This is a genomic window from Pseudomonas sp. GW821-FHT12A04 (assembly GCF_058807755.1).
Genome location: NZ_JBXAQZ010000007.1, coordinates 216,930 through 233,677, shown reverse-complemented (window position 1 = coordinate 233,677; position 16,748 = coordinate 216,930). Strand labels below are relative to the sequence as shown.

Sequence of the window (16,748 nt, the reverse complement as noted above, 5' to 3'; positions counted from 1 at the left end):
GACACCGAATCTTGTGGCCAACCATAATGAAGGGTGTATCTGCCCCGACGTAACTGGAGCCAACCCGTATGCCTTCGATAGAACTGCACGCCGCCCAACGCGATGAACTGGAAACCATCGAGAACCTGATGCAGTTCTATACCTACGACTTCAGCGAATGGTTACCGCTGAAACTCGGCGAATACGGTTTCTTCAACATCCTGCCCATGCCCGACTACTGGCGAAACCCGGCTACCCGACCATTCCTGATCAAGGTCGACGGTGAATTGGCCGGCTTCGTGACCGTGGATAACCAAGTCCATCTACCCGGCGCCGACTACAACATCGGCTATCTGTTTGTCGGTCGACGTTTCCGTGGCCAGGGTGTCGCGCGATTTGTCGTTTCCACCCTCTTGAGTCAATTCCCCGGTCAATGGCAGATTTTCCACATCGAGGCGAATCAACCGGCGCGCCTGTTCTGGGCCGCCGTGATGCCGGGGCTCAACGTTACCGGGCTCACCTTGCACCAGCAGGTGGTTGACCGCTATCCCAGCACTTTTTACCGCTTTGAGTGTCCGCCTTTGTCGTCCTGACCGACACACCTTCGACTCCACCCGCTAATTCCCAACAGCTTTGTCCGACAATATGTAGTGACTAAAAATATTCACTACAAAACCGTTGACGCCTCCGATTTGCCCTTGCATGATGCAGACGTCTCCCCGATCGGGAGTACAGGCAACACGTTTGAGCAAGCTCGTCTGACCGCCGAGCTGTTTTTCCCGGATACACGCTGCCCACAAGGCAGATTGAAGAAGCTGACCTGGCCTGAACGTCCAGTACAAGGGCGAGAAGTCTTGGCGAGCAATCCTCATGAAGCTTGTGGCCGACCCTGAAAATGTCGGCAGTGGCCTTAAGGTTTTCGCCGCTTCTCTTCGTTGTGACGCTATTGCGTAGCAGTTATTCAACACGACTACATGCAACAGACGCAGGACCCCGCCCGATAAGGCGGTCGAACGCTGACGTCCTGGTTTCGGTGCCAGGGATCAACTAACCGATGGGCTACCTGTATTAGCGAATCAACTTTGAAAGATCACCAATTGGTCAAGGGGCTTTATGATGAATCTGAACAATCAACCAACTATCGATGAACTGGCTCGTATCTTCGCTGCAAAGAAAGACAGCCACGACAACCATATTCTCTGGATCAGCAAGTGTGGCCAGGTTCATATCGACTGCCTGTCGCCGCACGCCCATGAAGCAGAGTTCGACCAGAACAACCAGAACCTGCTCGCCCGACTGAAGATGTACCGTCGCGGCCAGGGCTATGTCGGCAAGAAGGCCGCTGCCGACAAGGACTTCATCGGTAATGTTCTGCAAACCCTGAAACAGGCCTGGGCCTCGATGCAGAACCAGAACGAAGTTCGGGTGATTGACCGGTTCTACTGATTAAGATGAGTCATAACTGACTTATTGATAAACAAGGCCTGCTCCCGATAAGGAGCAGGCTTTTTTATGTTGGAATAAACATCAACTGTGGGAGCGGGCTTGCAGCGGTAACAAGTTCCGCCATCTCAGCGTTTGACGCCCAGATCGATTTGGGTCATGCGACTACGAATGGTAAACACTCCATCACCCGAGAGAATCGCACTGCGAGCAAACAGGCGCCCGCTCTCCCAGTTCGAAAGCCCCAGTTCCGGCTTGTTCAACGCGTACTGGCCGTCGACCCAGCGGGTGATGCCGTTGCCGACAAAAGGCGCGTTGACCGCGTTGTAGAAACGCTCCTGAGCCTCGGCACTTTCACTGATCAATGACACGGTGAATTGCGGGCTGTAGCGATTAAACAAGGTAATGGCATCGTCCAGGTTGTCGACGATCTTCAAGCTGATTTCCGGGGTTTCTTCCCACTCCCATTCACGGCCCAATTGATCTTCCGGCAACGGCTCGGCCTGCGCCTCGCTCTGATAGCCTTCGGCACGGTATACCTGGACCGTTGCAGCCAGCCAGTCTTGCGGCAGGTGCGACTCGCTGCCTTCAACGATATGCAGCTTGCAGCCCTGGCCCCGTGCGGTGCCGGCCTGCTTGAGTGCGTCGAGGAACAGCGGCACCAGTTCAGCGGCGCGGTCGCGGTGAATCAGGCAGACGTTCAGGGTGTTGCAGACCTTGCGGTCCAGGGAGTTGCGCACCACGGCGGCAAAGCGCGGGGCGTCGGCATCGGTGTTGGCGATCAACCAGGCGCCACCGGTGCCGTGCAGGCTGACCGCCGTGCCAGCCTGCTGCGCGATGCTCCCCAACTGGCTGACGGCGCGACCCGAACCACGGGCCACTGCCAATGACAGGCGTCGGTCAGCGAACATCGCCCAACCGGCGGCGTGGTTGACACTTTCTACCAGCGACACGGCACCGGCCGGCAAACCGGCGTCGCTCAGCGCAGGGTTCAGTGCATGGGTGACGATCGCCTGGGCGGTGCCCAACGCATCACTGCCGATGCGCAGCACGGCGGTGTTGCCGGTGCGCAACACACCGGCCGCGTCGGCAAACACATTCGGCCGGCCTTCGAAGACGAACGCGACGATGCCCAGCGGCGAGACCACTTGCTCGACTTTCCAGCCATCGTGCTCGACGCAACTGATCACCTTGCCACGGCTGGCCGGTGCATCGCGCCAGGCGCGCAGGCCGGCGATCATGTCGCGACGCATGCGCTCATCGGCCAGCAACCGGGTGGTCGAACGACCGCGCGCCTTGGCCCGCTCGATGTCGGCCAGGTTGGCGGCTTCGATCAAGGCCCAGCATTGCGCGGTTTCCAGGCGTTGGGCAAACAGGTCGAAGAAGGCGCTGATGGCTTGATCGGACACTGCCGACAGCGCGGTGAATGCCGCCTGGGCGCGCTCGATCGCGACGTTGGCCGCTTGCTGGTCCGCCACGGGAATCAGCAGCAACTCGCCGCTGACCTGCTCCACCAGCAGGTGGTCACCGGGCTGGAAGCGTTGCGCCAGTTCGGGGCTGACGACAGTGACACGATTACCGGCGAAAGGGATTGGCGTGCCAGCGACTAGACGTTCGAGCGCAAGAGACATGAAGCGGTTTCACCATGCAGGGGGCGGCCAGAAAATGTATAGCAATTTCCCTGTGGGAGCGAGCCTGCTCGCTCCCACAGGGGGTAAGCGATGGCCGTTTACGTATCTCAGTGTATACAGCCCCACCCCAGACACACCCCGCACTCAAAACCCCGCCACAACGACACACCGCAGATACACCCCTTTGATGAAATACGCCTGTCGATTGGCCAAGCCGATCAAAGCGCTCAACTCTCGGGGGTATGCCGTTGCCCCGCCGCCCTGACCTGAAAGAGAACTACGCCCATGAACACCTCCGTTTCTTCGGCTGTCAAAGGCCTGCACCTTAACCTCGACCGCGCCGGCGACTGGGTTGCCCCCCTGGCGCTGCGGGTGTTCCTCGCCTGGGAATTCTTCGAGTCCGGCCTGGAAAAATTCAACGGCCAGAACTGGTTCGCCGATATCCAGGAGCGCTTCCCGTTTCCGTTCGACCACCTTCCAGCGACGCTGAACTGGGAACTGTCGATGTGGGCCGAACTGATCTTCGCCCTGACCTTGCTGGTGGGCCTGGGCACACGTTTTTCGGCGCTGAGCCTGATGGTGGTGACCCTCGTCGCAACCGCCGCTGTCCATTGGCCCGCCGACTGGCACAGTCTCAGTGAACTCGCCCAAGGCTATGCCATCAGCAACAAGGGTTACGGCAACTTCAAGCTGCCTTTGATCTATCTTGTGGCCCTCACGCCGCTGTTGCTGTCGGGTGGCGGTAAGCTCGGCATCGATGCGCTGCTGGCGCGTTGCTTCTGGCGACGCTGAAACGACAGCTGCAACGCCGACAAACAAAAAGGGGACTTCCATGAAGTCCCCTGTTTTTTTCCCCGGAACTAACCCATCACCTCTTCCAGCCCGGTCTGTTCCGCCAGCTCTGGATGCGCGCTGCGCTCATGCACATGGGATTGCGGCGTGCGGTCAATCAGCAAGCTCAGCAGTTCCGGGCGGCTGTAGTGTCCACGGGAATCCATCATGCGCTTGCGCTTGTCGATCAGGCCCATGTCGAGGTCGGCGATCACCTCGCCCTCACCTTCATGCAACGAACCCAGCACCGAGCCATCCGGGCTGATGATCGCGGTGTAGCAACCGCCGGAGATCGGACCGATGGCGCAACCGGTGTCGGCCATGATCTGCGCCTGTTGCTCGGGGTACAGCCACGCCGTGGAGTTGACCACAAAGCACGCGGCCTCCAGAGCATGCTGACGAATGCTGACTTCCATTTGCGAGGCGAACAGCGGACCTGCAAACGACCCCGGGTACATGGCCGCATGGATCTGTTCGCCATCGGCCATCAAGGCATAACGGGCCAGCGGGTTGAAATGCTCCCAGCAGGCCAGTTGCCCGATGCGCCCTACCGCGCTGTCGACGGCCCGCAGGCCGGAACCGTCGCCCATGCCCCAGATCATGCGCTCGTGGTAGGTCGGGGAAATCTTGCGGCGACGCTGGATCAGCGAGCCGTCGGCATCGAACAGCAACTGCGTGTTGTACAACGTGCCACCATCGCGCTCGTTGACGCCGATGGACACGACCATCCCCGCTTGCCTGGCCGCAGCGCCGATGGCATCGGTGGCGTGCGAAGGCACGGTGACCGCCTGGTCCAGCAGCTTGAGGTGTTCGGCGGCCATTTCGAATGGCGACTGCACGTAGGAAAAGTACGGGTAGTACGGCACCACGGTTTCCGGGAATACGGCGAATTGCACACCCTGCTCGCCGAGTTCGAGAATCTTCTGCACCACTTTGTCGACGGTGCCTTCTCGGCTGTAAAGAACAGGGCTGATTTGTACGGCGGCGGCTTTGACGAGGGTCATGGCGGTGATCTCATTGAGGAAAAGGTTTCAACGAGATAAATATTACGTAAATAATATTAAGACCTGAATGTCGTATACACCACCTTTCAGGACATCACGATTCAGCCCCGACTGGCACGCTGAATCACCTGCGGCGGCTGCCCGAACGCACGAATAAAAGCGCGGCGCATCCGCTCCCGGTCACCAAAGCCGGTGTCCGTCGCTACCGCATCGATAGAGTGCCGTCCGGTTTCCATCATCAACCGGGCCGACTCCACCCTCAGGTTTTCGATGGCCTTGGCCGGAGACTGGCCGGTTTCGGCATGAAACACCCGGCTGAATTGCCGAGGGCTGAGATTGGCCGCACTGGCCAGCTCCTCGACCGACAGCGCGGACTTGAGATTCTGCCTGGCGTAATTCAGCGCGGCCTGTATGCGATCGGTCTTGGGGGCCAGCTCCAGCATCACCGAAAACTGCGACTGCCCGCCGGAACGCCGGTGATACACCACCAATTGCCGCGCTACCTTGCGTGCAACGTCGACGCCCAGATCGTTCTCCACCAGGGCCAGCGCCAGATCGACGCATGCGCTCATGCCGGCAGCCGTCCAGACGTTGCCGTCGTTGATGAAGATCCGGTCTTCCTCGACCTTCACGTTCGGGTACGCCTTGCGAAACGCCGACACATGCGCCCAGTGGGTGGTCGCCCGCCGACCATCAAGCAAACCGGCCTGGGCCAAGGCAATCGCCCCCGTGCAAATCGAACCCAGACGCCGGGTGCCGTGGCTGGCGCGGCGCAGAAACTCCAACATGCCCGGCGTGGTCGGGCGGATCAGATTGTCGCCCAGGACCAGCAGCGTATCGAACGCGCGCTGGTCGAACGCTTCGGTCTGCACTGCAAAACCGGCGGACGTTTGCACCAGGCCACCCGGCTCGGACAGCAATGCAATGCGGTACAACGGCTCGTCGCCGGCGCTATTGGCCAACTCGAAGGCGGCACACATGGCCAGGCCCAGAACCTGGAAGCCGGGGTAAACAATGAGTCCGATCTGGTGCATGGCGATATGACCCTAAACGTGGCATGCCTGATGTTCAGGCCAGAAGACTTGTACTCTAACCCGAACAGCAGGCGCCGGGCATCAGGGCGGAGCACCTCGCGCATTGGCCGATAGCGACGGATAATCAGGTGGCTTCCATCTCACCGAGGAATTGCAGGATGTCACTGACTCTTTATTTCCATCCGCTCTCGTCGTTCTGCCACAAAGCGCTGATCGCTCTCTATGAACTGGGAATCGAGTTTGAAAAAAGGGTCATAGACCTGGGCAACGAGGCTGACCGGGCCGAGCTTCAAGCGCTGTGGCCGATCGGCAAGTTTCCGGTGCTGCGCGATCACGCCCGGCAAAAGGATGTGCCGGAGTCGAGTGTGATCATTGAGTACCTGGACCGGCTTCATCCCGGCCAGGTGCATCTGGTTCCGGACGACTGGGAAACCGCGCTGGAGGTGCGTCTGTGGGATCGTTTTTTCGACCTGCACATCCAGGTGCCGATGCAGAAGATCGTCGCTGACAGAATCAATGCCGCAAACGGCGACCTGACCCGCGAACGCGCCGCGCTAATGACGGCGTACGGCATGCTTGAACGTCAGCTGGCGGCAAGAACCTGGGTCGCCAGCCCCGCGTTCAGCATGGCCGACTGTGCCGCCGCCCCGGCACTGTTCTACGCCAGCACCCTCGTACCCTTTCCCGGCGATCATCGCCACTTGAGTGCTTATTTCGACAGGTTGACCCAAAGGTCCTCGGTCAAGCGGGTCATCGACGAGGCAAGGCCGTATTTTTCCTGGTACCCGTTTGCCGAGGCCATCCCGGAGCGCTTTCGGTAGTGACGCCAGCGCGACCGGGGAACGGGAGGCAAAAACCAACGAATCGACGAGTCGACGAATAATAACCGTCGGTCGAGTGTTATCTGATTATGCAGGAATAAAAAAATGGCAGGGGCGGCTGGATTCGAACCAACGCATGGCAGGATCAAAACCTGCTGCCTTACCGCTTGGCGACGCCCCTGTATCTGTTGCGATGAGTGCCTGGCACTCGCTTTCTTGAGTGGCAACAAGACCTGTTGCCTGCTCTCGCGGCTGGTTCCCTGAGGGCCGCTGCAAGAGTGGGCGCAAATTTACCAACTTTTTCCTCGTCTGGGAAGCCCAAACAAAAAAAATTGTTCATTAAAACAGGCGCTTAGTGTTGAGCCGGATCTCGGGGATTTATCGGCGCACATTCAGCCCGAACAGCTCTGCTACGCTTTTCTTTACTCGAATTGAATCGGGAATCGTTTATGCAACACCCTTCCCTTGCCATTTGAGGGCGCCAAAAGTGAAAGGCAAATTAATGGGGGCCGCTGCAACCCTTCTGGTACTCGGGACCGCGGTTTATGGGTTGAACACCTGGGAACACATCCAGAACCAGCGACAGGAAGCGGTCTGCAAGGCCGCCCGGGAGCACCTGAATGACCTGGAAACCCAAGCGCGAGCCTTGGCCTCCGGGTTGACGGTCGAAGCCTATGCCGAAGCCGAAAAAGCCGAGGCCGGCCAGTTGGTCCTGGCACTCGATACCGCCAGGAATGAAGCCGAGGTCGATGCCGTCATCGACAAGCACGCCGCTGCCATCGAGGCGCAGATAACGGCCGAGGAGGCTGAGGTCCAGTCCCGAGGCGAACAACCCTTCCTCGGTCAGGAACTGAAAAGGCAACGCATCCCGACCGACGTCAAACAGGAATTCAAACGAGCTGAAAAGGCCGTCGCCGATACCTGTAAATAGTGTCGACCGCCAGCTCCAGGTTTATCGTCAGCGTCTGGAATTCAGCAAAAGAGGTTTCAGGCTGGAACAGGTGAGCGCGCCGTTGCGGCGCACTCACCGGTCACTCAGTGCGGTGCGCGCGGGATGGTCTTGAGCAGGTCTTCGGGGCTGATGTGCCCCACCACGCTGCCCGGTTGCGGCAGGTTGAGGATGTGGCCTTTCATCTTGCCGATGATGTGCATTTCACAAGGCTTGCAGTCGAACTTCAACGTCAGCACTTCATCGCCGTGTATCAGCTGCATCGGTGCAACTTTGGTGCGCACGCCAGTCACGCCCTTGGCCTGTTTCGGGCACAGGTTGAAGGAGAAACGCAGGCAGTGCTTGGTGATCATCACCGGCACCTCGCCGGTTTCCTCGTGGGCCTCGTAGGCCGCGTCGATCAGCTTGACGCCGTGGCGGTGATAGAAGTCGCGGGCCTTCTGGTTGTAGACGTTGGCCAGGAAGGACAGGTGCGACTCCGGGTACACCGGCGGCGGCGTGGTCTCGGCCTTACGGCTGCCACGCGGGTGGGCGGCGATCCGCGCTTCGGTCAAGGCGTCGATCACTTCACGGCGCAGGGCCTTGAGCTGCGAGTTGGGGATGAAGTACGCCTGCGGCGCGTCGAGCTTGATGTCGATGGCGTGGTACTGCGTGGTACCCAGTTGGCCGAGCAGATCCTGCAATTGCTCCAGCGCCTGCTCCGGCTTGTTGGCGGCACCGAACGGGCCAGCCAGGGTGACGCTGGCGCTGATGCCCTCTTCGCTGGTAGCGGTCAGTTCCAGCTGCTCTTCACGCAGGCGAGCGACCCAGTTCAGGGCAATGCGACGCTCGGCGGAGGTCTTTTGCAGCGCCTGTTGCCAGTTGTGATCAAGGTTGCGATTCAGCGGATGATTGGGGCGCAGCTTGTACATCCCCTCCGGCATCTCGTTGGGCTCGACGCGATAGCGATAACGTTTCTCGCCGTCCTCCTCGAATTCGCCTTTGGGTTCGGCGATGTTGGCGCGGAAACCCACCACTTCCCGCTTGACCAGCACGTTGAGGCCGTCGCCGTTGGACAGCGGCTCGTGCGTCACGACCTGCATGTCACGCTTGGCGACTTTCTCGACCACACCCACCGGCAGACCGGTGAAGGTCGGCGAATCAAAGGCGCCAATGTCGATCTTGCGGTCAGTGACGAAATAATCGGTGCTGCCACGGTGGAAGGTTTTTTCCGGGTCGGGCAGGAAGAAGTGCGCGGTGCGGCCGCTGGAGGCACGGGCCAGGTCCGGGCGGTCTTCGAGCACGGCGTCGAGGCGCTGACGATAGTAGGCGGTGATGTTTTTCACATAGCCCATGTCCTTGTAGCGGCCTTCAATCTTGAACGAGCGCACGCCGGCCTCGACCAGGGCGCGGATGTTGGCGCTCTGGTTGTTGTCCTTCATCGACAGCAGGTGCTTTTCGTAGGCGATCACCCCACCCTTTTCGTCCTTGAGGGTGTACGGCAGACGGCAGGCCTGGGAGCAGTCGCCACGGTTGGCGCTGCGCCCGGTTTGCGCGTGGGAAATGTTGCACTGGCCGGAAAACGCCACGCACAACGCACCATGGATAAAGAACTCGATGGCTGCGTCGGTTTCGTCGGCGATGGCGCGGATCTCCTGGAGATTCAGCTCGCGGGCCAGCACCAGTTGCGAGAAACCGGCCTGATCGAGGAACTTCGCTCGCTCCAGGGTGCGGATGTCAGTCTGGGTACTGGCGTGCAGCTCGATCGGCGGAATGTCCAGCTCCATCACCCCCAGGTCCTGGACGATCAGCGCATCGACGCCGGCGTCGTACAACTGATGGATCAGCTTGCGGGCCGGTTCCAGTTCGTTGTCGTGCAGGATGGTATTGATGGTGGTGAACACCCGGGCGTGGTAGCGACGGGCGAACTCCACCAATTGGGCGATATCACTCACTTCGTTGCAGGCATTGTGGCGGGCGCCGAAGCTCGGGCCACCGATGTAGATGGCATCGGCGCCATGCAGGATGGCCTCGCGGGCGATGGCGACATCGCGGGCAGGGCTGAGCAATTCCAGGTGATGTTTGGGCAAAGACATAGTTTTTTTAGTCAGGCTTGTCACGGTCGAGGCGTGCATTGTAGCGGCGAAACGCCTGACCGGCACCCGTATGCTGCCGGGTGGTGCTTCGAGCAGGCCTGGCATGCCTCATCCCCTGTGGGAGCGGGCTTGCTCGCGAAAGCGCTGGGTCAGTCAACACTTGTGCCAGCTGACACGCCGTCTTCGCGAGCAAGCCCGCTCCCACAGGGTTTTGTGTATGTCTGACTGAGATCAGGCCTTGGCCGCCATCGCGGTCACTTCCACGCGCATGCCTTCCACCGCCAACGAGGCAACCCCGACAGCAGCGCGCACTGGCCAGGGTTTGGCGAAGTAGCGCTTGTAGACCTCGTTGAACGCGGCGCGGTCGGCCATGTCGGTGAGGTAGATGGTCAGGTGCATCACGCGGTCCATGGAACTGCCGGCTCGCTCCAGCGCGACCTTCAGCGCTTGCAGGGTGCATTCGCTTTGCAGGGTGATGTCGCCCAGTTCCAGGCTGCCGTCGGCGCGGGTGGGGATCTGGGTGGAGACCAGCACGCCGCCGAAACCGACAACGTCGGAGGAAATCGAATCCGCATCGGGATCAGGGGTGAAGGTCAGGTCGTGGTTTGCCATGAGGACTCTCTTGCTTGAGGTGGTGAGGCAGGCGCCTTTTGCGCGGCCAGTTTACAGGGCCATTGGCGGCGCGTCGCTAATCCAGACCGGACGGCTGCTGGTGACCGGTGGCCTGCCGGTACTGGCGCGGGGTGAAACCGGTCAATGCCTTGAACTGCCGGGTGAACGCACTGTGGTCGGTATAGCCGCATTGCAGGGCGACCTCGGTGATCGGCATATCGGTGTGGAGCAGTCGATGCGCGTGTTCCAGGCGAACCTTCTGGATCATCTGCCGTGGCGTCAGGTGAAACACGCGCTTGCAGTAGCGTTCCAGTTGCGCCACGGAAATACCGGCGATGCGCGTCAACTCGCCCAGGGTGACGCGACGGTTGAAATGCGCGCGAATGTGCTCGTCCACTGCCGCCAGGCGCTGGTACGCCGGGTGCGTGTCACTGGCCGATTGCAGGTCGACCGAGATGCCCGCCAGACCGATGATTTCATTGCGGCGGTTATACAACGGTCGTTTATGGGTCAGGCACCAGCCGGGTTCCCGGCTGCCGTACAGATGCAGCTCCAGCTGGTCTTCCAGCACCAGCCCCTGCTCCAGCACCCGCCGGTCCTGCTCGGTGTAACCAGGCCCCAGTTGCTCCGGGAATACCTCGGCGCTGGTTTTCCCCAGCAGCGGTTTTAGCTGCTTCAAACCACAGCGCTGCACCAGCGTGCGGTTGGCCATGACATAGCGCGCCTGGACATCCTTGATAAAGATCGCCGCATTCGGAATGACATCCAGCATGGGCAGCAAAAGCGCGACACCTGCCAGCAGTTGCTCGATGGATTCGGGGCGGTTCGAGTCGTCGCCCTGGCACAACAGCGCAAACGCATCCTGAGTCATCAACCGGTCCCTCGCAAAAATCAGACATTTCCCATTGTGCTGATTTCGTCATCGACACCCAAGGAAAACATCAATCGCGGGCACGCCGCCAAGTTCACTCTATGGCCACCGCCCTCCTCGGCAAAACCGACCGGGGCGTCTTGAAGTGCACACCTGCCTATCCAATAACTCACAAGAAGGCGATGCCATGTCAGGCCAAGGCAAGTTCAAAAAACAACTTTCGTTGATAGACCTTACGTTTATCGGACTGGGGGCCATCTTCGGTTCCGGCTGGTTGTTCGCAGCCAGTCACGTGTCCGCCATCGCGGGGCCGGCGGGGATCTTTTCCTGGCTGCTGGGCGGTTTTGCGGTGCTGCTGCTGGGCATCGTCTACTGTGAACTTGGCGCAGCGCTGCCCCGGGCCGGCGGTGTGGTTCGCTACCCGGTTTACTCCCACGGCCCGTTGCTGGGTTACCTGATGGGCTTCATCACGCTGATCGCGTTTTCCAGCCTGGTGGCCATCGAGGTGGTCGCCGCGCGCCAGTATGCCGCTGCGTGGTTTCCCGCATTGACCCAGTCCGGTTCCAGCAATCCAACGGCGATTGGCTGGCTGGTCCAGTTCGGCCTGCTGTGCCTGTTCTTCATGCTCAACTACTACAGCGTGAAAACGTTCGCCAAGGCCAACAACTTGATCAGCATGTTCAAGTTCATCGTACCGCTGCTGGTGATCGGCGTGCTGTTCACCTTCTTCAAACCGGAGAACTTCCAGTCCCAGGGTTTCATGCCGTTCGGGCTGTCAGGTGTCGAGATGGCGGTGTCCGCCGGTGGCATTATCTTCGCCTACCTGGGGCTGACACCGATCATCTCGGTGGCCAGCGAAGTGAAGAATCCACAACGCACCATCCCGATTGCACTGATCCTCTCCGTACTGCTGTCCACCGCCATCTATGTGTTGTTGCAAGTGGCGTTCCTCGGCGGCGTGCCCACCGAAATGCTCGCCAACGGTTGGGCCGGCGTGGCCAAGGAACTGGCCCTGCCCTACCGCGACATCGCCCTGGCATTGGGTGTGGGCTGGTTGGCTTATCTGGTGGTGGCCGACGCGGTGATCTCTCCCAGCGGTTGCGGCAACATCTACATGAACGCGACACCGCGAGTGATCTACGGCTGGGCGCAGACCGGCACCTTCTTCAAGGTCTTCACCCGCATTGACGAAAAGTCCGGCATCCCGCGTCCGGCGCTGTGGCTGACCTTCGCCCTGTCGGTGTTCTGGACCCTGCCCTTCCCCTCCTGGGAAGCGCTGATCAACGTGGTCTCCGCCGCGCTGGTATTGAGCTACGCCGTCGCCCCGGTGTCCGTGGCTGCCCTGCGCCGCAATGCGCCCGACATGCCGCGCCCGTTCAAGGTCAAGCGCATGGGTGTCCTCGGCCCGGTGTCGTTCATCATCGCCGCGCTGATCGTCTACTGGTCTGGCTGGAGCACTGTGTCCTGGTTGCTCGGCCTGCAAATCCTGATGTTCGTGGTGTACCTGCTGTGCGGACGTTTCGTGCCGACCCAACACCTGAGCCTGGCCCAACAAGTGCGTTCTTCGGCGTGGCTGATCGGCTTCTATGCCGTGACCATCGTGCTGTCCTGGCTCGGCAGCTTCGGCGGCATGGGCGTACTCACCCATCCCTTCGACACAGTGGTCGTGGCGGCCTGCGCGATGGGCATCTACTACTGGGGCGCGGCCACTGGGGTGCCGGCGCATCTGGTTCGCCTGGAAGACGAGGACGGAGAAAGCCAAGCCGATCCTGCTCACACCGGCACGACCACAGGCCAGCGTCCGATTGGTGTATCCGCCCAGACCTCTCGCTGAAATTCAGGCCAGCAAAGCCTGCGTGTTCCTCAAATGGAAAGGTTTATGAAAAAAGTACATGTCATTGATTCCCACACCGGCGGCGAGCCGACTCGCCTGGTGATGTCGGGCCTGCCCCAGTTGCCCGGCCGGACCATGGCCGAGAAGCGCGATGCCCTGCGCGAGCAGCATGACCAATGGCGTCGCGCCTGCCTGCTGGAGCCCCGTGGCAACGATGTTCTGGTGGGGGCGCTGTATTGCGAACCGGTGTCGCCGGATGCCACTTGCGGTGTGATCTTCTTCAACAACGCCGGCTACCTCGGCATGTGCGGTCACGGCACCATCGGCCTGGTCAACTCGCTGCATTACCTGGGGCATATCCAGCCCGGCGAGCACAAGATCGATACGCCGGTCGGCCCCGTCAGCGCCACGCTGCATGAGGACGGCAACGTCACCCTGCGCAATGTGCCCGCCTACCGCTACCGCCAACAGGTGCCGGTCGAAGTGCCGGGGCATGGCCGCGTGTACGGCGACATCGCCTGGGGCGGCAACTGGTTTTTCCTGGTGTCCGATCACGGTCAGGCCTTGCAGATGGACAACGTCGAGTTCCTCACCGAGTACACCTGGGCAATGCTCAAGGCCCTCGAGGCCCAGGGCATCCACGGTGAAGACGGCGCGCTGATCGACCACATCGAACTGTTTGCCGACGACGATCACGCCGACAGCCGCAACTTCGTCATGTGCCCGGGCAAGGCCTACGACCGCTCGCCCTGCGGGACCGGTACCAGCGCAAAACTGGCGTGCCTGGCGGCCGACGGGAAACTGGCCGCCGGTGAACGCTGGGTCCAGGCCAGCATCACCGCCAGCCAATTTGTCGGCAGCTACGAACGGGAAGGCGAACACATCATCCCTTTCATCACCGGCCGCGCCTACATGACCGCCGACAGCACCTTGCTGATCGACGAACAGGACCCCTTTGCGTGGGGCATTTGAGCCCCACGCCTTTTCCCTGACCAAACCTGAATGAACGCCTCAAGGAGTGACAACAAAATGAGCGACAACATTTTCACTGGCTGCATCCCTGCACTGATGACCCCATGCACCGCCGAGCGCAAGCCGGACTTCGACGCGCTGGTGGCCAAGGGTCGCGAGCTGATCGACATTGGCATGAGCGCCGTGGTGTATTGCGGTTCCATGGGCGACTGGCCGCTGCTGACCGAAGCCGAGCGTCAGGAAGGCGTGGCGCGCCTGGTGGCCGCCGGTGTTCCGACCATCGTCGGCACCGGTGCCGTCAACAGCCGCGAAGCGGTGTCCCATGCGGCACACGCGGCCAAAGTCGGTGCCCATGGCTTGATGGTCATCCCTCGCGTGCTGTCTCGCGGCGCTTCGGCCACCGCGCAAAAAGCCCATTTCGCCGCGATCCTCAAAGCCGCTCCAGGCCTGCCGGCGGTGATCTACAACAGCCCTTACTACGGCTTCGCCACCCGTGCCGACCTGTTCTTCGAACTGCGCCGCGAGTACCCGAACCTAATCGGCTTCAAGGAGTTCGGCGGTGCCGCCGACCTGCGCTACGCCGCCGAACACATCACCTCCAAGGACGATGACGTGACCCTGATGGTCGGTGTCGACACCCAGGTGGTCCATGGCTTCGTCAACTGCAACGCCACCGGCGCCATCACCGGCATCGGCAACGCGCTGCCGCGCGAAGTGTTGCGCCTGGTGGCCTTGAGCAAACAAGCGGCCAAGGGCGATGCCAAGGCGCGTCGTCAGGCGCGGGAACTGGAATCGGCACTGGCGGTGCTGTCGTCCTTCGATGAGGGTTGCGACCTGGTGCTCTACTACAAGCACCTGATGGTGCTCAATGGCGACAAGGAATACACCCTGCACTTCAACGAGACCGATGCGCTCAGCGATGCCCAGCGTCGTTATGCCGAGAACCAGTACGCGCTGTTCCGCCAGTGGTACGAGCAGTGGTCGGCCGAGCAGAACTTCGCCTGATATTCAGCCTGTACAGCGGCGTGCCAAGGTGCGCCGCCTTTATTTTCGCCCACGGCGGTACGGCGTTTTTTTCGCAACGCCCCCCCTCTTTGTTTCAGGAAAGACCATGACTCTGACAGGCAACATGTTGATCGGCCAGCAGGCCATCCCCGGCAACCGCGAAGCGATCCGCGGCATCGATCCCGCCACGGATCTCCCCCTTGAACCGGCCTATCACGGTGGCAGCGGCGAACACGTCGAACAGGCCTGCGCCCTGGCGTGGAGTGCCCTGGACAGCTACCGCGCGACGTCCCTGGAGGCCCGCGCCGAATTCCTCGAAACCATCGCCAGCGAAATCGAAGCCCTCGGCGATGAATTGATCGACCGCGCCGTGGCCGAGACCGGCCTGCCACGCCCGCGTATCCAGGGTGAACGGGGCCGCACTTGCCAGCAGCTGCGCACCTTTGCCCGCACCGTGCGTGCCGGTGAGTGGCTGGATGTACGGGTCGACAGCGCGCTGCCGCAGCGTCAGCCCCTGCCCCGCCCGGACCTGCGTCAGCGTCAGGTGCCGCTCGGCCCGGTGGCGGTGTTCGGCGCCAGCAACTTTCCCCTGGCCTTCTCCGTCGCCGGCGGTGACACCGCGTCGGCGCTGGCCGCCGGTTGCCCGGTGATCGTCAAGGCCCATGGCGCGCACCCCGGCACCAGCGAGTTGGTGGGCCGAGCCCTGGCCCGTGCGGTCAAACTGTGCGGGCTGCACGAAGGCGTGTTTTCGCTGTTGTTCGGCTCCGGCCGCGAAGTGGGCATCGCCCTGGTCACCGATCCGCGCATCAAGGCCGTGGGTTTCACCGGCTCGCGCAGCGGTGGCATCGCCTTGTGCAACGCGGCCCAGGCGCGTCCCGAGCCGATCCCGGTGTATGCGGAAATGAGCTCGATCAACCCGGTCTTGCTGTTCCCGGCAGCCCTGCAATCGCGAGCCGAAGCCCTGGCGCAAGGCTTCGTCGCGTCCCTCACCCAAGGCGCCGGCCAGTTCTGCACCAACCCAGGTCTGGTGATTGCCCGCCAGGGCCCGGACCTAGAGCGCTTCATCCAGTCGGCCGCGCAACTGCTACAGCGCAGCCCGGCGCAGACCATGCTCACCCCCGGCATTTTCAAGGCCTACGAGGCCGGCGTCGGCGCGCTGGCCGAGCATGCCCACGCTGATACAGTGGCCGTCGGCTTGAAGGGCGAAACCCCGAACCAGTGCCAGGCCCACCTGTTCGTCACCCAGGCCAGTGAATTTCTCGTCGACCCGGCGTTGCAGGCAGAAATGTTCGGCGCCGCGTCGCTGATCGTGCAATGCGCCAACGACGAGCAAATCCGCCAGGTCATCGAACACCTGGAAGGCCAGTTGACCGCCACCCTGCACCTGGACGATGCCGACGTGGAAAGCGCCAGGGCGTTGTTGCCGATCCTCGAGCGCAAGGCCGGGCGCCTGTTGGTCAATGGCTGGCCGACCGGGGTCGAGGTGTGCGATGCCATGGTCCATGGCGGCCCGTTCCCGGCGACGTCCGATGCGCGCACCACCTCGGTCGGCACCGCCGCCATCCTGCGTTTCCTGCGCCCGGTCTGCTATCAGGACTTCCCCGACGCCCTGTTGCCGGCCGCGCTCAAGCACGGCAACCCATTGCAGTTGCGTCGCCTGCTCGACGGCCAGAGAGAAGCCTAGGCC

Annotated in this window: 15 protein-coding genes and 1 tRNA gene; 9 read left to right on the top strand and 7 right to left on the bottom strand. The window is 61.5% G+C overall.

Features of this window, described 5'->3' with window-relative positions; translation table 11 throughout:
- Positions 1–68 precede the first annotated feature (68 nt).
- Both AC1RS8_RS13510 and AC1RS8_RS13505 read left to right on the top strand, forming a co-directional pair.
- Positions 69–572, top strand: coding sequence for a GNAT family N-acetyltransferase (locus tag AC1RS8_RS13510; RefSeq protein WP_489340461.1), 504 nt, complete (start codon positions 69–71; stop codon positions 570–572).
- 523 nt (positions 573–1,095) lie between these two features.
- A complete protein-coding gene (locus tag AC1RS8_RS13505) occupies positions 1,096–1,425 on the top strand; it encodes a hypothetical protein (RefSeq protein WP_032829393.1) in 330 nt (109 codons plus the stop codon).
- A 125-nt stretch (positions 1,426–1,550) separates the two neighbouring features.
- On the opposite strand, the gene AC1RS8_RS13500 is transcribed toward AC1RS8_RS13505, so the two are convergent.
- A complete protein-coding gene (locus tag AC1RS8_RS13500) occupies positions 1,551–3,053 on the bottom strand; it encodes an aldehyde dehydrogenase family protein (protein ID WP_489340460.1) in 1,503 nt (500 codons plus the stop codon).
- Positions 3,054–3,338: 285 nt separating this feature from the next.
- Here AC1RS8_RS13500 and AC1RS8_RS13495 point away from each other — a divergent pair, with 285 nt between their 5' ends.
- Complete coding sequence (locus AC1RS8_RS13495) at positions 3,339–3,845, top strand: HvfX family Cu-binding RiPP maturation protein (protein WP_090454938.1); 507 nt, start codon at positions 3,339–3,341, stop codon at positions 3,843–3,845.
- Between the two features lie 68 nt (positions 3,846–3,913).
- Here the strand turns inward: AC1RS8_RS13495 and AC1RS8_RS13490 are convergent, their stop codons facing one another.
- Both AC1RS8_RS13490 and AC1RS8_RS13485 read right to left on the bottom strand, forming a co-directional pair.
- Complete coding sequence (locus AC1RS8_RS13490) at positions 3,914–4,888, bottom strand: nitrilase-related carbon-nitrogen hydrolase (RefSeq protein WP_489340459.1); 975 nt, start codon at positions 4,886–4,888, stop codon at positions 3,914–3,916.
- A gap of 101 nt (positions 4,889–4,989) precedes the next feature.
- The gene (locus AC1RS8_RS13485) at positions 4,990–5,922 is read right to left on the bottom strand and encodes a GlxA family transcriptional regulator (RefSeq protein ID WP_489340458.1); all 933 of its coding nucleotides are present in this window, start codon (positions 5,920–5,922) and stop codon (positions 4,990–4,992) included.
- A gap of 158 nt (positions 5,923–6,080) precedes the next feature.
- On the opposite strand from AC1RS8_RS13485, the gene AC1RS8_RS13480 reads away from it, so the two are divergent.
- Complete coding sequence (locus AC1RS8_RS13480) at positions 6,081–6,743, top strand: glutathione S-transferase family protein (protein WP_218498282.1); 663 nt, start codon at positions 6,081–6,083, stop codon at positions 6,741–6,743.
- 106 nt (positions 6,744–6,849) lie between these two features.
- Here AC1RS8_RS13480 and AC1RS8_RS13475 read toward each other — a convergent pair.
- Positions 6,850–6,924: transfer RNA gene (locus AC1RS8_RS13475), tRNA-Gln, on the bottom strand.
- Between the two features lie 321 nt (positions 6,925–7,245).
- On the opposite strand from AC1RS8_RS13475, the gene AC1RS8_RS13470 reads away from it, so the two are divergent.
- On the top strand, positions 7,246–7,674 hold the full coding sequence (locus tag AC1RS8_RS13470) for a hypothetical protein (protein ID WP_057715243.1): 429 nt from the start codon (positions 7,246–7,248) through the stop codon (positions 7,672–7,674).
- 104 nt (positions 7,675–7,778) lie between these two features.
- On the opposite strand, the gene AC1RS8_RS13465 is transcribed toward AC1RS8_RS13470, so the two are convergent.
- The 3 genes from AC1RS8_RS13465 to AC1RS8_RS13455 form a co-directional block, all read right to left on the bottom strand.
- On the bottom strand, positions 7,779–9,767 hold the full coding sequence (locus AC1RS8_RS13465) for a peptidase U32 family protein (protein WP_057715244.1): 1,989 nt from the start codon (positions 9,765–9,767) through the stop codon (positions 7,779–7,781).
- 231 nt (positions 9,768–9,998) lie between these two features.
- The gene (locus tag AC1RS8_RS13460) at positions 9,999–10,379 is read right to left on the bottom strand and encodes a RidA family protein (protein ID WP_008021538.1); all 381 of its coding nucleotides are present in this window, start codon (positions 10,377–10,379) and stop codon (positions 9,999–10,001) included.
- Between the two features lie 76 nt (positions 10,380–10,455).
- A complete protein-coding gene (locus tag AC1RS8_RS13455; protein ID WP_057715245.1) occupies positions 10,456–11,250 on the bottom strand; it encodes an AraC family transcriptional regulator in 795 nt (264 codons plus the stop codon).
- Positions 11,251–11,437: 187 nt separating this feature from the next.
- On the opposite strand from AC1RS8_RS13455, the gene AC1RS8_RS13450 reads away from it, so the two are divergent.
- The 4 genes from AC1RS8_RS13450 to AC1RS8_RS13435 all read left to right on the top strand — a co-directional run bounded on the left by AC1RS8_RS13450 (position 11,438) and on the right by AC1RS8_RS13435 (position 16,745).
- Positions 11,438–13,084, top strand: coding sequence for an APC family permease (locus AC1RS8_RS13450; RefSeq protein ID WP_489340456.1), 1,647 nt, complete (start codon positions 11,438–11,440; stop codon positions 13,082–13,084).
- Positions 13,085–13,129: 45 nt separating this feature from the next.
- Positions 13,130–14,056 (top strand): 4-hydroxyproline epimerase, encoded by a 927-nt coding sequence (locus tag AC1RS8_RS13445; protein ID WP_489340455.1) that lies wholly within the window; start codon positions 13,130–13,132, stop codon positions 14,054–14,056.
- 57 nt (positions 14,057–14,113) lie between these two features.
- Entirely contained in the window at positions 14,114–15,061 is a 948-nt protein-coding gene (locus AC1RS8_RS13440; protein ID WP_057715248.1) for a dihydrodipicolinate synthase family protein, read from the top strand.
- A gap of 106 nt (positions 15,062–15,167) precedes the next feature.
- A complete protein-coding gene (locus AC1RS8_RS13435; RefSeq protein ID WP_489340454.1) occupies positions 15,168–16,745 on the top strand; it encodes an aldehyde dehydrogenase (NADP(+)) in 1,578 nt (525 codons plus the stop codon).
- Positions 16,746–16,748: the final 3 nt, after the last annotated feature.

What these genes read in the sequence shown, in the direction of transcription:
- AC1RS8_RS13510 (WP_489340461.1), top strand. Translation starts at nt 69, where the DNA reads ATGCCTTCGATAGAACTGCACGCCGCCCAACGCGATGAACTGGAAACC.
- AC1RS8_RS13505 (WP_032829393.1), top strand. Translation starts at nt 1,096, where the DNA reads ATGAATCTGAACAATCAACCAACTATCGATGAACTGGCTCGTATCTTC.
- AC1RS8_RS13500 (WP_489340460.1), bottom strand. Translation starts at nt 3,053, where the DNA reads ATGTCTCTTGCGCTCGAACGTCTAGTCGCTGGCACGCCAATCCCTTTC.
- AC1RS8_RS13495 (WP_090454938.1), top strand. Translation starts at nt 3,339, where the DNA reads ATGAACACCTCCGTTTCTTCGGCTGTCAAAGGCCTGCACCTTAACCTC.
- AC1RS8_RS13490 (WP_489340459.1), bottom strand. Translation starts at nt 4,888, where the DNA reads ATGACCCTCGTCAAAGCCGCCGCCGTACAAATCAGCCCTGTTCTTTAC.
- AC1RS8_RS13485 (WP_489340458.1), bottom strand. Translation starts at nt 5,922, where the DNA reads ATGCACCAGATCGGACTCATTGTTTACCCCGGCTTCCAGGTTCTGGGC.
- AC1RS8_RS13480 (WP_218498282.1), top strand. Translation starts at nt 6,081, where the DNA reads ATGTCACTGACTCTTTATTTCCATCCGCTCTCGTCGTTCTGCCACAAA.
- AC1RS8_RS13470 (WP_057715243.1), top strand. Translation starts at nt 7,246, where the DNA reads ATGGGGGCCGCTGCAACCCTTCTGGTACTCGGGACCGCGGTTTATGGG.
- AC1RS8_RS13465 (WP_057715244.1), bottom strand. Translation starts at nt 9,767, where the DNA reads ATGTCTTTGCCCAAACATCACCTGGAATTGCTCAGCCCTGCCCGCGAT.
- AC1RS8_RS13460 (WP_008021538.1), bottom strand. Translation starts at nt 10,379, where the DNA reads ATGGCAAACCACGACCTGACCTTCACCCCTGATCCCGATGCGGATTCG.
- AC1RS8_RS13455 (WP_057715245.1), bottom strand. Translation starts at nt 11,250, where the DNA reads ATGACTCAGGATGCGTTTGCGCTGTTGTGCCAGGGCGACGACTCGAAC.
- AC1RS8_RS13450 (WP_489340456.1), top strand. Translation starts at nt 11,438, where the DNA reads ATGTCAGGCCAAGGCAAGTTCAAAAAACAACTTTCGTTGATAGACCTT.
- AC1RS8_RS13445 (WP_489340455.1), top strand. Translation starts at nt 13,130, where the DNA reads ATGAAAAAAGTACATGTCATTGATTCCCACACCGGCGGCGAGCCGACT.
- AC1RS8_RS13440 (WP_057715248.1), top strand. Translation starts at nt 14,114, where the DNA reads ATGAGCGACAACATTTTCACTGGCTGCATCCCTGCACTGATGACCCCA.
- AC1RS8_RS13435 (WP_489340454.1), top strand. Translation starts at nt 15,168, where the DNA reads ATGACTCTGACAGGCAACATGTTGATCGGCCAGCAGGCCATCCCCGGC.